This window comes from Acidovorax sp. AC410, assembly GCF_979253235.1.
Window position 1 is genome coordinate 4,066,876 of record NZ_CEEDCG010000001.1, and the last position, 13,018, is coordinate 4,079,893.

The window sequence follows — 13,018 nt, forward strand, 5'->3', positions numbered from 1 at the left end:
GAAAGTACTAGAACAGAAATTCTTGCGTGATCGAATATTAGAACGTACATTCTGTTTTCACAAGGCAATTCGAACAAGGGTTTTCCCGCCATGCAATTCGTTCCTGGTCGATCCCGGGTGCTGCCAGCACCGTTGCTCATCACGCTCGCCGTGCTGTTCTCCACACCGCTGTGGATTGCAGGCGCCGGCCTGTACCAGTACCTGGCGCTGGAAATCATGATCTGGATGCTGTTCGCGCTCGGGTACAACCTGCTGCTCGGCACGGCGGGGTTGCCGTCCTTCGGGCACGGGGCCTACTTCGGCATCGGCGCCTACGCGTTCGGCCTGCTGCAGCACAAGCTGTGGGCCAACCTGTGGTTTGACCTGGCGGGGGCGGTGCTGGTGGCCGCCGTGCTTGGGGCGCTGGTGGGGCTGTTCATCTCGCACCGGCGCGGCATCTACTACGCGCTGCTCACCATCGCCTTCGGGCAGGTGTTCTGGTTCATTGCGAACAAGTGGCACACGGTCACTGGCGGGGAGGACGGGCTGCTCAACATCAAGCGCCTGCCGGTGGAGCTGGGCGTTGCGTCACTGCCGCTCAAGAGCAACGAGGCGCTGTTCTATTTCTGCCTTGCGGTCTTTGCCATCACGGTGGCGCTGCTGTGGCGGCTGGTGCATTCGCCCTTCGGCCGCGTGCTCAATGCCATCAAGCAGAACGAGACGCGCGCTGCTTTCGTGGGCTACAACGTCTGGCTCTACAAGTGGCTGGCCTTCACGCTCTCGGCCGGGGTGGCGGGGTTGGCGGGCGCCATGTTCGCCATGGCCCAGCAGTCGGCCTACCCCAACGTGATGAGCCTGCACAACTCGGGCTTCGTGGTGATGATGGTGCTGATCGGCGGCGGGCTGGTGAGCTTCTGGGGGCCGCTGATCGGCGCGGCCTTCTTCATCCTGGCGCGCGACCTGCTGGGCGCCTACACCGAGACCTGGCTGCTCTGGTACGGCCTGGTGTTCATGGTGCTGGTGCTCTACAAACCCGAGGGAGTGGCCGGCATGTGGCAGGACTGGCGTGCCCGGCGTGCGCGGGCCGCTGCCACCCAAGGCCTTGCGCCCGTGATCACGATTCAAGAGAAGGAGGCCTGACCATGTTGTTCGAAGCTGCAGGACTGTCCAAGCGGTTCGGTGACCAGGTGGTGCTCGAAGACATCACGCTCAGCGTGCAGGAGGGCCAACTGGCCGGCATCATGGGCCCCAACGGGGCGGGCAAGACGACCTGCTTCAACGTGCTCACCGGGCGCTTCAAGCCCGACCGCGGCCGCGTGACCTTTGCCGGCGAGGACATCACCGGCCTGGCCCCGCGCGAGATCGCGAAGAAGGGCATCTCGCGCTCGTTCCAGATCATGAACCTGTTCAACGACGACTCGGCGCTGGACAACGTGCTGGTGGCCACGCCCCATGTGCGGCGCCAGGGCTTCAACGCCTGGCGCGACCTGGGCGCCGACAGCGCCGCGCAGGACCTGGCTGCGGGCGTGCTGGCGCGCGTGGGCCTGAAGGGCAAGGAGCGCACGCCGGCCAGGAGCCTGTCCTACGGCGAGCGCCGGGCGCTGGAGATCGGCGTGGCGCTGGCCGCCGAGCCGCGCATGCTCTTTTTGGACGAACCCACCGCGGGCTTGGGCGCCGAAGGCACGGCGCGCCTGGCCGACCTGGTGGCCAGCCTCAAGCGCGATCTCACCATCGTCATCATCGAGCACGACATGCAATTCCTGTTTCGCCTGGCCGACACGCTGTCGGTCATCCACTGGGGCCAGGTCATCGCCCGTGGTACCCCGGCCGAGCTGCGCCAGAGCGAGTGGGTGCAGCGCTCCAACCTCGGGGCACTGGCCGCATGAGCGCGGTACTGAAACCAGCGCCGGCCATGCTGTCGCTGCAGGGCGTGAACACCTTCTACGCCGAAACGCAGGCCCTGTTCAATGTGTCCCTGGAGGTCGGTGCCGGCGAGGTCGTCGCGCTGCTGGGCCCCAACGGCGCAGGCAAGACCACGACGCTGCGCACCATCCTGGGCCTCACGCCTGCCAGGAACGGTACCGTCACCTTCGACGGGCGAGACGTGACGCACGAGGCCACGCACGAGATCGCCAAGAGCGGCATCGGCTGGGTGCCGGACGACCGGCGCATCTTCCCCACGCTGACGGTGGCGCGCAACCTCGCCATCGCGCGCAAGAAGACGCGCTTTCGCGCCTGGAACGAGAAGGAGTGCTTCGAGATCTTCAGCGCCATGGAGTACCTCATGCACCGCGAGTGCGAGAACCTCTCGGGCGGCGAGATGCAGATGGTGGCCATCTCGCGCGCGCTGCTGGGTTCGCCCGGGCTGGTGCTGTTCGACGAGCCCAGCCAGGGCCTGGCGCCCAAGGTGGTGCAGGACGTGATGAAGACCATTGAACGCCTCAGGCGCGAGGGCATCGCCGTGCTGGTGGTGGAGCAGAACGTGCAGAGCGCGCTGCAGGTGGCCGACCGCGCCTACGTGATGAATGCAGGCACCATCGTGCACGAGGGCCCGGCCCGCGTGCTGCTGGACGACACGGCGCTGCGCATGCAGCTTCTGGGGGTATGAGCATGGCGAACACGCCTCTTTTGCATGTGGACCACCTGGCCAAGCACTACACGCGAGGCCTGCTGAACCAGGAGCGCACCTTCTCGCTGGCGGCGGACTTCGTGGTCGAAAGCCCGCAGGTCGTCGGTGTCATGGGCCCCAACGGCTCGGGCAAGACCACGCTGTTCGAGCTGATCACCGGCAGCAACCTGCCCAGCGCGGGCCGCGTTCTGGTCAACGGGCAAGACATCCACCAGGTGCGCACGCGCGAGCGCGACCGCCTGGCCATCCACTACCACCAGTCCTACCAGGTGCGCTCGTTCCAGCGCGGCAAGCCCAACTTTCTGCTCCAGCATGCGGCCACCGATTCGCCGCTGGTACACCTGTTCGACGAGCCGCAGTTCAACACCCAGGACGGCTACATCGGCTTCATGCTCGATTTCTTTGCCACGCTGCGCGGCAAGGGCAAGCTGGTCTTTCTGTGCCTGCACCCCAACGAGCCCTACCACGTGGACATCCTGCGCCAGAGCTGCGAGCGCTTCCTCTTCGTGAACAAGGGAGTGGTCAGCCAGGCGCCGGACTTCGACACCCTGGCGCGCGAGCCGGCGGTGCGCGCCTACCTGGGTGCGTTGGCCCCGGCGCAGGGCGTGCCGGCCTGAGCGCCGCGGCTCACTCGTCGATTGACGCGCTCCAGCGGCTGCCCCAGTCGGGGGCGCTCACGCGTTCGATGTTGCGCCGGTCGCGCTTGGTGGGCCGGCCCTCCTGCAGCGCGGCGGCGGGCTCGGGGGCCAGGCGGCGCTGTTCGGCCGCGGCCTCGCGGGCGGCAATGCTCTCGGCGGTCTCTTCGTACAGCAACTGCGCCACAGGCGCAGGGCCGCGCATGCCGCTCAGGGCGCGCACGGTCACGGTGCGGGCCACCGGGCCTTGGCGCAGGGCCACGGTGTCGCCCGGGCGCACATCGCGCGCCGGTTTGGCGGCCTGGCCGTTGACGGTGACGCGGCCCTTGCCGATCTCTTCGGTGGCCAGGCCACGGGTCTTGTAAAAGCGGGCGCACCAGAGCCACTTGTCCAGGCGCATCGTCTCGGTGGGGGTCATGGGGGGGATTGTGCCGCGTCCGGCATGCCCATGCCGTGGGCCAGGGGTAGCCGCACCACGGCGTCCAGGCCCAGCACGCGGCCGGCCTGGGTGCGGTTGGTCAAGGAGATGGTGCCTGACAGCGCAAGCACGATCTCCTGGCAGATGGCCAGGCCCAGGCCGCTGCCGGTGCGCACGTCGCCGGCCGAGAATGGCTGGAACAGCCTGAGCGCCAGCTCGTCGTCGATGCCGGGGCCATGGTCGCTCACGGTCAGGGCCGCGTGGCGCCCATCGGTGCGCAGCTCCACCGACAGCTCGCTGCCCGGCGGGGCGTGGCGCACGGCGTTGTGCAGCAGGTTGCGCGTCAGCTCGCGCAGCATCCACTCGTGTGCCTGGATGGGCGCGGCATCGGTGTGGATGCCGAAGTCCAGGTCGCGCTGAGCGATCAGGGGCGAGATGTCGAGCGCCACGCCGCGCAGGATCTCGTCGAAACGCGCCACGGGCGGCGCGCTCTGCTGGCGCAGCTGTTCCACCTTGGCCAGGGCCAGCATCTGGTTGGCCAGCTGGGTGGCGCGGTCCACCGTGTCGCGGATCTCGTGCAGCGCCTGCTCGGCCGGCATGTCGCCGCGCAGGGCCGACTGCACCTGGGTCTTGAGCACCGCCAGCGGCGTGCGCAGCTGGTGCGAGGCATCGCGCACGAAACGCTTCTGGTGGCGCAGCAGGTGGCGCAGGCGCTGCAGAAACTCGTTGGTGCCCTCGATCAGGGGCTGCAGTTCGCGCGGCGCGGCGGGCGCGGTGATGGGGCTCAGGTCGCCTTCCTGGCGGGCCTGCAGCTCCCGGCTGAGCTGGCGCACGGGCTGGGTGGCGCGCTGCACCACCAGCACCACCGTGATGCCGATCACCGCGATCAGCAGGGCCTGGCGCAGCAGGGTATTGCGCAGGTTCTGCAGTGCCAGGGTCTCGCGCACCTCCAGCGTCTCGGCCACCTGGATCACGGCCATGGCGCGCCCGCTGGAGCTGGCCACCGGCTGCAGCAGCACGGCCACGCGCACCGGCATGCCGCGGAAGGTGTCGTCGTAGAAATCCACCAGCGCCGCATAGGGTGGGCGCGCGGGGATGGTTCCCTTCCACAGCGGCAGTTCGTCAAAGCCCGAGATCAGGCCCCCCTGCAGGTTGGAGACACGGTAGTACATGCGGCTCTTGTTGTCCGCCTCGAAGGCCTCAAGTGCCGAGTAGGGCACGATGGCGCGCAGGTGCGCGGCCTCGTCGTAGCCCGTCACGTCCAGTTGCTCGCTGATGCTCTTGGCCGATGCCAGCAGCGTGCGGTCGTAGGCGGTGGTCAGCGAGGCCAGGGTCTGCTGGTAGCCGCTGATGGTGTTGTAGGTGATGAACACCACCACCGGCAGCAGAATGCCCAGCAGCAGCCGGCGGCGCAGCGAGTGGGGCCGCGGCGTCGGTGGCAGGCGGGGCTCGCCCGGGGGCTTCTTCATGTCATGCATCGGTGCGCAGCAGGTAGCCCAGGCCGCGCAGCGTCATCAGCGTCAGGCCCGTGCCGGTGAGCTTCTTGCGCAGCCGGTACACCACCACCTCGATGGCCTCGTACTGCACGTCGAGCTGGCCCGGGAACACCAGCTCGTACAGCCGCTCCTTGGTCACCGCGTGGCCGGGCTGGGCCAGCAGGGCATGCATCAGCGCCAGCTCGCGCGGGGTGAACTCCATCACCTCGCCGTTCAGGTAGATGGCGCCGCTGTTGGTGTCGTAGCGGATGGCGCCGATCTGCTGCACGCTGGGCGGCAGGGCATTGCTGGCCACCGGGTCGGCGCTGCGGCGCACCAGGGCGCGCAGGCGGGCTTCGAGCTCGTCGAGGTCGAAAGGCTTGGGCAGGTAGTCGTCGGCGCCCGAATTGAGGCCCATGATGCGGTCGCCCACGGTGCCGCGCGCGGTGAGGATGATCACCGGCGTGCGCAGCCCGCGCGTGCGCGCCTGCTGCAGCACCTGCAGGCCGTCCAGGCCGGGCAGCGTCAGGTCCAGCACCACCGCATCGGGCGGCTGGGCCGCCCACTGCGCCAGCGCGGCGCGGCCATCGCCCACGGGCGTCACCTCCATGCCGCGGCGGCTCAGGGCCCGGTGCAAGGTCGCCTGCATGGTGGGATCGTCTTCGACAAGCAGCAATTTCATGCGCGGGACCATATCACTGTGGGAGCGGCTGTGCACGGTTCCCGGCTTTGAGGTTTTCCCTGCGGGCGCAGGTGTCTTGCAACCGCCTGTTACCTAGTGTTTTCCCTAGGGCTGTGGACAGCCGTTTGACAGGCAGGGCGCGCATCATCGACAGGTTCGCCAATCATCCAAGGAGACAACAATGCGTCGCGATACCTTCCTCAAGTCCCTGGCCGCCATGGCGGCAGCCGGTGCCTTGCCGCTGACCGCCCAGGCCGCTGCAGCCATCAAGATGATGATCCCTGCCAACCCCGGTGGTGGCTGGGACACCACGGGCCGTGCCCTGGGCAAGGCCATGCAGGACGCAGGCGTGGCCAGTTCGGTCACCTATGACAACAAGGGCGGCGCAGCCGGCGCCATCGGCCTGGCGCAGTTCGCCAACGCCAGCAAGGGCGACCCGAATGCGCTGATGACCATGGGTGCCGTGATGCTGGGTGGCATCATCACCGGCAAGCCGCCCGTGGGCCTGGACAAGGTGACGCCGCTGGTGCGCCTGAGCAGCGAGTACAACGTGTTCGTGCTGCCTGCCAACTCGCCCTTCAAGACCATGAAGGACGTGGTCGACCAGCTCAAGAAGGACCCCGGCAGCGTGAAGTGGGGCGGCGGCTCGCGCGGATCCACCGAGCACATCGCGGCCGCCATGATCGCCCGCGAAGTGGGCGTGGACCCGGCCAAGATCAACTACGTGGCCTTCCGTGGGGGCGGTGAGGCCACCGCCGCCATCCTGGGCGGCAACGTCACCGTGGGCGGCAGCGGCTACAGCGAGTTTGCCGAGTACATCACCGCTGGCAAGATGCGCGCCGTGGGCGTGACCTCGGCCACGCGCCTGAAGGGCGTGAGCGTGCCCACGCTCAAGGAGCAGGGCATCAACGTCGAGATCGGCAACTGGCGCGGCGTGTACGGCGCGGCCGGCATCACCGCCGAGCAGCGCAAGGACCTGGTCGAGGCGCTGTCCAAGACCTACAAGCACAAGTCCTGGCAGGACGCGATGGAGAAGAACGGCTGGACGCCTGCATGGCTGGCCGGCGACGAGTTCGCCAACTTCGTGGATGCCGAGTTCGCCAGCCTGCGCGCCACGATGGTCAAGTCCGGCATGATCTGACGCCGGGCCCAGAGCCCGGCGAAAGCCCATCGTCGCACCCTCCGGGCGGCGCGCAATACGGTGCTGGAAACAGTCCTCTGCGCGCCGCTCTTCCTTGCGGGATAAAAACATGACACAACATTCCTCTCGCTCCACGGCCCTGCAAACCGTGGTGGGCGCAGGCACCTTGCTGCTGGGCTGCCTGCTGGCCTGGGGCGCCACCTCCATCAGCTCCGAGGCGGGCTATGGCGGCGTGGGCCCCAACTTCTTCCCCTGGGTGGTGGCCATCGTGCTCATCGTCTGCGGGGTGCTGGCCATCGTCCACGCCCGCACGGGCGGCTTCCGTGACCTGGAGGAGGCGTCGGGCGACGTCAGCGCCCACTGGAAGGGCTTCATCTGGGTGTCGGCCGGCCTGCTGCTCAATGCCATGCTGATCACCACGCTGGGCTTCATCCTGAGCTGCGCGCTGTGCTTCGTGCTCGCGGTACGCGGCTTCAAAAGCGCCGAAGGCAGGCTCGACCTGGGCCCCAAGGCGTGGATCAAGGACCTCTTCATCGGTGTGGCCGTGGCCGCGCCGGTGTTCTGGATGTTTACCCAACTGCTGGCGATCAACCTGCCCGGCCTCACCAACACGGGGTGGCTGTAAAGCCCGCGCGACACCATGGAAACCTGGAACCTCCTGCTGCAGGGCTTCGTCACTGCAGCCACCCCCATCAACCTGATGTGGGCCTTCGTCGGCTGTGTCATCGGCACCGCCGTGGGTGTGCTGCCCGGCATCGGCCCCGCCGTGGCCGTGGCCATGCTGCTGCCCATCACCGTCAAGGTCGAAGCCACCGCCTCGATGATCTTCTTTGCGGGCATCTACTACGGCGCCATGTACGGCGGCTCGACCACCTCCATCCTGCTCAACACGCCCGGTGAGGCGGGGTCCATGGTCACGGCCATGGAGGGCAACAAGATGGCCAAGAACGGGCGCGCCGGTGCGGCCCTGGCCACGGCGGCCATCGGCTCCTTCGTGGCGGGCACCATCGCCACCGTGCTGGTGACCTTCTTCGCCCCCGTGGTGGCCGAATACGCCGTGCGCCTGGGGCCGCCCGAGTACTTTATGCTCATGGTGCTGGCCTTCACCACCGTGAGCGCGGTGCTGGGCAAGAGCACGCTGCGCGGCATGCTGGCGCTGTTCCTGGGCCTGGCGCTGGGCCTGATCGGCATCGACCAACTCACGGCCCAGGCGCGCTACACCTTCGGCGTGCCCGAGCTGATGGACGGCATCGAGGTGGTGCTGATCGCCGTGGGCCTGTTCGCCGTGGGCGAGGCCCTGTACAACGTGATGTACGAGGGCAAGACCGAAGAGACGCAGAACAAGCTGACCAGCACGCACATGACCAAGCAGGAATGGCGCCGTTCCTGGCCCGCCTGGCTGCGCGCCACGGCCATCGGTTTTCCCTTCGGCACCGTGCCCGCAGGCGGCAGCGAGATCCCGACCTTCCTGAGCTACGCGGCCGAGAAGAAACTGAGCAAGCACAAGGAAGAGTTCGGCACCACCGGTGCCATCGAAGGCGTGGCCGGCCCCGAGGCGGCGAACAACGCGGCCATCACGGCCACGCTGATCCCGCTGCTCACGCTGGGCATCCCCACGTCGAACACCACGGCCATCCTGCTGGGCGCGTTCCAGAACTACGGTATCCAGCCCGGCCCGCAGCTGTTCACCAGCAACGGTGCGCTGGTCTGGGCGCTGATCGCGTCGATGTACATCGGCAACGTCATGCTGCTGATCCTGAACCTGCCGCTGGTGGGCCTGTGGGTCAAGCTGCTCAAGATCCCCAAGTCCTACCTGTATGCGGGCATTCTGGTGTTTGCCACCCTGGGCGTGTACGGCATGCGCCAGAGCGCGTTCGACCTGGTGCTGCTGTATGCCATCGGCCTGCTGGGCGTGGTGATGCGCCGCTTCGACATCCCCTCGGCCCCCGTGGTCGTGGGCATGATCCTGGGCCCCCTGGCCGAGGCGCAGATGCGCAATGCCGTCGCCATCGGCGAAGGCAAGTGGACCATCTTCCTGGAGCGCCCGGGCTCGCTCACGCTGATCTTCATCGTGCTGGCCGTGCTGATCCTGCCGCGCGTGGCGCGGGTGGTGGCCGCACGCCGCGCCCGGCAAGCCGGGGAGCCGCAAGCGCTTTGAGCTGACAAGCGGTTCAGGCCAGAAACCCCGCTCCCTGTGTTCAGGGGGCGGGGTTTGTCTTTTTCAGGCCCCGCTTCAGTCCTTGGCCCTGCCTGTCCCGGGGCCGGTGCGGCCGGCATCGGTGTCCAGCTGCGCGGCCAGTTCCTGCAACAGTGCCCGCAGCTGCGCCATCTTGCGCTCGCCCAGCAGGTCGCCGAAATGCGCCTCGTACTGGCGCGACAGGTCCAGCGCCATCTGCACCACCGCGTTGCCGCGCTCCGTCAGGCGCACGGTGTTGGCGCGCCGGTCCTGCGCGTCGGGCACCACCTCCACCAGGCCGGCGCCGGCCATCTGCTCCACCAGGTAGCCCATGCTCTGCTTGGCCAGGCCGGCGCGCTGGGCCAACTCGCTCACGCGCGCCCCTTCGGCCGGCAGGTTGCGCAGCACGGCGCTGTAGGCAGGTCGCACGTCGTCGTGGCCGCGCCGGGCCAACTCGGCGTACAGCCAAGTGGACATCTGCTCGTAGGGCTGGCGCAGCAGGGCACCCAGGCTGGCGTTGCTCTCGGTCAATGGTCGGTTCGTCGTCATGGCACGCAGTGTATTGCAAAAGACAGAATGACTGTCTATCATTGACAGACATTCTGTCTAAATGCGAATGTGCATCTGCAATCCACCGAGTGAATCCAAAGAAACCCATGAACACCATCGAACACAATCTGGACGTCGTCGACCGGCACATCCAGGGCGAGGCGCGCGACGTCGACTCGATCCTCGGCCTCTATACCGATGACATCGTTCTCGAGATCCCGGGGCGCGGCCTGCGCTTCGAGGGGCGCGACGCCGTGCGCGCCAATTACCTGGCGATGTGGCCCGCCATGGCCGATGTGCGCATCACCCCGCTGGACCGCTTTGCCACGCAGCATCGCGTGGTCGACGACATGCTGGTGCATATGCACCTGGTGGGCCCCGGTATGGACAATGCGCCCCTGCCCATCGGCTCGCGCGTGGCGCTGCGCATCGTGCACCACTTCACCATGCGTGGCGGGTTGATCGCGCGCGAGCAGGTGTTCGAGATGTGGCGCCTGCAGGGGCATGGCGATGCCACGGCATGATGCGCCGGCCGGTGCCGTCGTGCAGGCGGGCCTGCTCATCCACCAGGGCCGCGCCCTGCGCATGGCCCGCCGGCTGTTTCTGGGGGCGGGTGCGTATGGGCTGATCGCGCTCGTGCCCCAGTATTTCATGGGCCCGCAGGCCGGCAGCCACGCTGCGGCCGCACTCACGCACTACGGCTTCGTGGGCGTGGCGCTGGCGTGGCAACTCGCCTTCTTGCTGATTGCGAGCGACGTGGTGCGCTACCGCCTCTTCATGCTGCCCGCCGTGGCCGAGAAGCTGGCCTTTGGTGTTCCCGCGCTGGTGCTGTGCCTGCAGGGGCGCGCCGATGCGGCCATGGCCATGGCTGCGGGAGTGGATCTGGTTCTTGGGTTGCTGTTTGCGCTGGCGTTTTGGGCCACGGGCGTACCAGGCACCAGCGCCAGGGCGCGGGCTTAGCGCCCTATGCCAGGCCCTGCGCCAGCGCCTCGAAGACCACCCTTATCCTGCGCGCCGTGCGCAGTTCGCGGTGGGTGACCAGCCAGATCGGGAAGATCACGGGCGGCACGTCGTCGAGCACGCGCACGATGCCCGGGGTGGCGTGGGCGATCTCTTCCATCATGGCGCCGATGCCCATGCCCTGGCGCACCAGCGCCCAGTGGGCCACCGTGTGGTCGGCGTAGCAGCTGAAATTGGCTTCGCTCAGGGGCAGGCCGTGCTGGCGCAGGTAGCCCAGGTACTGGCCCGAGCGGTCCGAGCCCACGAAGGGCAGGTGGGCCGCATCCTCGGCGCTGCGCGGGTGGCCATGGATCTGCACCCAGTCCTCGGACGCATAGAAGCAGGCCGATGCATCGCGGATCAGGCGGGCGATCAGCTCCGGCTGCTCGGGCTTGGCATGGCGGATGGCGATGTCGGCCTCGCGGCGCAGCAGATCGCTGAACGCATTGGACGGGATCACCTCGATGAGGATGCCTGGCTCCTGTTCGCGCAGGCGCCGCACCAGCGGAGGCAGCAGGTACGAGGCCACGGCATCCGTGGCCGAAACCGACACCACACCGCCCACGGCCTGCGAGCGGCCGGTGGCTGCCAAGCCCAGGGCGTCGGCGGCTGCGCCCATGGCACGCGCGTGCTCCAGCAGGTCCAGCCCGGTGGTGGTGAGTGCCATGGCCTTGCCCACGCGCTCGAACAGGGTCACGCCCATGCGCTGCTCGATGGCAGCGACCTGGCGGCTCAGGGTAGGCTGGGTCAGGCCGAGCTTGCGCGCGGCGGCCGAGAGCGAGCCGGTTTCGGCGGTTTCCAGAAACGCCCGGAGCTGGTTCCAGTCGAGTTTATCCATGCATAAATGTATATGGCTACTGCGAATTCTGGCAGTTCCCTGGGGGACGGTGCATGGATAGCATCCGTTGCTGACCTAGCACAGACTACCTCCCACTCCATGCCGACCACCACCACCGCAGCACCCGCCGACGCGTCGCCACTCCCCCAGGCCAGTGCTGCCATGGCCCGCAAGGCCTTGTTCTGGGACCGCATCGCGCCCAAGTACGCGGCCGATCCGATTGCCGACATGCCGGGCTACGAGGCCACGCTGCAGCGGGTGCAGGCCCTGCTGTCGACCGACAAGGAGGTGCTGGAGATCGGCTGTGGCACGGGGACCACCGCGCTGCGCCTGGCACCCTTCACCCGGCGCCTGCTGGCAACCGACGTCTCGGCCGGCATGATCGCCATTGCCCAGGGCAAGCTGGCGGCCCAGCCGGTGCCGCAACTGAGCTTCGCGGTGGCCGACGCCGACGCGCCGGGCCTGGGGCAAGGCGCCTACGACGTGGTGCTGGCCTTCAGCATGCTGCACCTGGTGAGCGATCTCGACCACACGCTGCAACAGGCGGTGCAGGCGCTGCGGCCCGGCGGCCTGTTGATCTCGAAGACGCCCTGCATCGCCGAGATGAACCCGCTCATTCCCTGGCTCGCGCTACCGCTGATGCGTGCCATCGGCAAGGCACCCCACGTGCTGAGCTTCGAGGGGGAGGGCCTGCATGCGGCCATGGCCCGCCAGGGCCTGGACATCCTTTCCATGGAACGGCACGGCACCCGGGGCAAGGACATCCGGCTCTTCATCGTGGCGCGCAAGCCGCCGGAGTTTCCCCACGCCCCCAGCAGGCTGCTGCCCAAGCTGGGTGGCCGTGGCCCCGACAACTTCATCAACCGCAGCAACCCCTGATCCCGCAGGCCCGAGGCCCCAATCACCAGGGCGCTATGCTCGCAGCGTGGGGCCTTTGCCGCCGGCGCCTGCGCAGGCGCGGTCCGCTGCCTGCTTTGAGCGCAACGATGGAGCCGCCTGATGAATCCCGTGTCCTACTTCGAGATCCCGGTGCACGACCTGGCGCGGGCCATGGGCTTTTATCGGGCTCTCTTGGGGTGCGAGTTCGAACAGGCGAGCGTGGACGGCAACGAGATGGCGTTCTTTCCCCATGCCGAGGAGGGCGGCGGCGCGAGCGGTGCGCTGGCCCGAGGGGAGAGCTACGTGCCCGGCCGCGCGGGCGCCCGCATCTATTTCAATGTGCCGGACATCCATGCCGCGCTGTCCCGGGCTGTGGAGGCAGGGGGCGTGGTGCTGTACCCCGTGACCGAGGTCGGCAGCTTTGGATGCGTCGCGGAAGTCGGGGATCTGGAGGGCAACTGCATCGCCCTGCGCTCGGCAGGGCAGGCCAGCGGATGATCCTGTGCACGGCGGCGGGGCTGCTGTCGTCCATGGTTTGCAGGGGTGGCGGGCAGGCCCTGGCGTACCTGGATGGTCCTGGGTACGCCCCGACCTTGCCCGCCCAGCAAACTTCGCAAG

General features: G+C 68.0%; 16 protein-coding genes. 11 read left to right on the forward strand and 5 right to left on the reverse strand.

The window, feature by feature from the left end:
• The first annotated feature begins 90 nt into the window (after positions 1 to 90).
• The 4 genes from AC0IZS_RS18860 to AC0IZS_RS18875 are packed head-to-tail and all read left to right on the forward strand — an operon-like array spanning position 91 to position 3,225.
• Complete coding sequence (locus tag AC0IZS_RS18860; RefSeq protein ID WP_471637001.1) at positions 91 to 1,119, forward strand: branched-chain amino acid ABC transporter permease; 1,029 nt, start codon at positions 91 to 93, stop codon at positions 1,117 to 1,119.
• Between the two features lie 2 nt (positions 1,120 to 1,121).
• Positions 1,122 to 1,865, forward strand: coding sequence for an ABC transporter ATP-binding protein (locus tag AC0IZS_RS18865; protein WP_471637002.1), 744 nt, complete (start codon positions 1,122 to 1,124; stop codon positions 1,863 to 1,865).
• Positions 1,862 to 2,587, forward strand: coding sequence for an ABC transporter ATP-binding protein (locus AC0IZS_RS18870; protein ID WP_471637003.1), 726 nt, complete (start codon positions 1,862 to 1,864; stop codon positions 2,585 to 2,587). Before AC0IZS_RS18865 ends, AC0IZS_RS18870 begins: the two co-directional genes overlap by 4 nt.
• 2 nt (positions 2,588 to 2,589) lie before the next feature.
• On the forward strand, positions 2,590 to 3,225 hold the full coding sequence (locus tag AC0IZS_RS18875) for an ATP-binding cassette domain-containing protein (protein WP_471637004.1): 636 nt from the start codon (positions 2,590 to 2,592) through the stop codon (positions 3,223 to 3,225).
• A 10-nt stretch (positions 3,226 to 3,235) separates the two neighbouring features.
• On the opposite strand, the gene AC0IZS_RS18880 is transcribed toward AC0IZS_RS18875, so the two are convergent.
• From AC0IZS_RS18880 to AC0IZS_RS18890, 3 genes are read right to left on the reverse strand one after another with little or no spacing between them, the layout of a single operon-like run.
• Positions 3,236 to 3,661, reverse strand: coding sequence for an RNA-binding S4 domain-containing protein (locus AC0IZS_RS18880; protein ID WP_471637005.1), 426 nt, complete (start codon positions 3,659 to 3,661; stop codon positions 3,236 to 3,238).
• Positions 3,658 to 5,130 carry a sensor histidine kinase gene (locus AC0IZS_RS18885; RefSeq protein WP_471637006.1) on the reverse strand — a complete coding sequence of 491 codons (1,473 nt, stop codon included), beginning with the start codon at positions 5,128 to 5,130 and terminating at the stop codon, positions 3,658 to 3,660. The genes AC0IZS_RS18880 and AC0IZS_RS18885 overlap by 4 nt, the downstream gene beginning before the upstream one ends.
• A gap of 1 nt (position 5,131) precedes the next feature.
• Positions 5,132 to 5,830, reverse strand: coding sequence for a response regulator transcription factor (locus AC0IZS_RS18890; protein ID WP_322592962.1), 699 nt, complete (start codon positions 5,828 to 5,830; stop codon positions 5,132 to 5,134).
• Between the two features lie 169 nt (positions 5,831 to 5,999).
• Here AC0IZS_RS18890 and AC0IZS_RS18895 point away from each other — a divergent pair, with 169 nt between their 5' ends.
• From AC0IZS_RS18895 to AC0IZS_RS18905, 3 genes are all read left to right on the forward strand, one after another.
• Entirely contained in the window at positions 6,000 to 6,959 is a 960-nt protein-coding gene (locus tag AC0IZS_RS18895) for a Bug family tripartite tricarboxylate transporter substrate binding protein (protein ID WP_471637007.1), read from the forward strand.
• Between the two features lie 109 nt (positions 6,960 to 7,068).
• Positions 7,069 to 7,584: a tripartite tricarboxylate transporter TctB family protein gene (locus AC0IZS_RS18900; protein ID WP_471637008.1), complete on the forward strand. Its 516-nt coding sequence runs from the start codon at positions 7,069 to 7,071 to the stop codon at positions 7,582 to 7,584.
• Positions 7,585 to 7,599: 15 nt separating this feature from the next.
• Complete coding sequence (locus AC0IZS_RS18905; protein WP_471637010.1) at positions 7,600 to 9,117, forward strand: tripartite tricarboxylate transporter permease; 1,518 nt, start codon at positions 7,600 to 7,602, stop codon at positions 9,115 to 9,117.
• A 75-nt stretch (positions 9,118 to 9,192) separates the two neighbouring features.
• Here AC0IZS_RS18905 and AC0IZS_RS18910 read toward each other — a convergent pair whose 3' ends face one another.
• The gene (locus AC0IZS_RS18910) at positions 9,193 to 9,684 is read right to left on the reverse strand and encodes a MarR family winged helix-turn-helix transcriptional regulator (protein ID WP_471637011.1); all 492 of its coding nucleotides are present in this window, start codon (positions 9,682 to 9,684) and stop codon (positions 9,193 to 9,195) included.
• Positions 9,685 to 9,791: 107 nt separating this feature from the next.
• Here AC0IZS_RS18910 and AC0IZS_RS18915 point away from each other — a divergent pair, with 107 nt between their 5' ends.
• Together AC0IZS_RS18915 and AC0IZS_RS18920 are read left to right on the forward strand one after the other, a co-directional pair.
• Positions 9,792 to 10,208, forward strand: coding sequence for a nuclear transport factor 2 family protein (locus AC0IZS_RS18915; RefSeq protein ID WP_471637012.1), 417 nt, complete (start codon positions 9,792 to 9,794; stop codon positions 10,206 to 10,208).
• Positions 10,195 to 10,644 (forward strand): hypothetical protein, encoded by a 450-nt coding sequence (locus AC0IZS_RS18920; protein ID WP_471637013.1) that lies wholly within the window; start codon positions 10,195 to 10,197, stop codon positions 10,642 to 10,644. Before AC0IZS_RS18915 ends, AC0IZS_RS18920 begins: the two co-directional genes overlap by 14 nt.
• A 4-nt stretch (positions 10,645 to 10,648) precedes the next feature.
• Here AC0IZS_RS18920 and AC0IZS_RS18925 read toward each other — a convergent pair whose 3' ends face one another.
• Positions 10,649 to 11,521 (reverse strand): LysR family transcriptional regulator, encoded by an 873-nt coding sequence (locus AC0IZS_RS18925; protein WP_471637014.1) that lies wholly within the window; start codon positions 11,519 to 11,521, stop codon positions 10,649 to 10,651.
• Between the two features lie 99 nt (positions 11,522 to 11,620).
• Between AC0IZS_RS18925 and AC0IZS_RS18930 the strand changes: the two genes are divergently transcribed.
• A complete protein-coding gene (locus AC0IZS_RS18930) occupies positions 11,621 to 12,400 on the forward strand; it encodes a class I SAM-dependent methyltransferase (RefSeq protein WP_471637015.1) in 780 nt (259 codons plus the stop codon).
• Between the two features lie 120 nt (positions 12,401 to 12,520).
• Positions 12,521 to 12,898, forward strand: coding sequence for a VOC family protein (locus tag AC0IZS_RS18935; protein WP_471637016.1), 378 nt, complete (start codon positions 12,521 to 12,523; stop codon positions 12,896 to 12,898).
• The last annotated feature ends 120 nt before the right edge of the window (positions 12,899 to 13,018 follow it).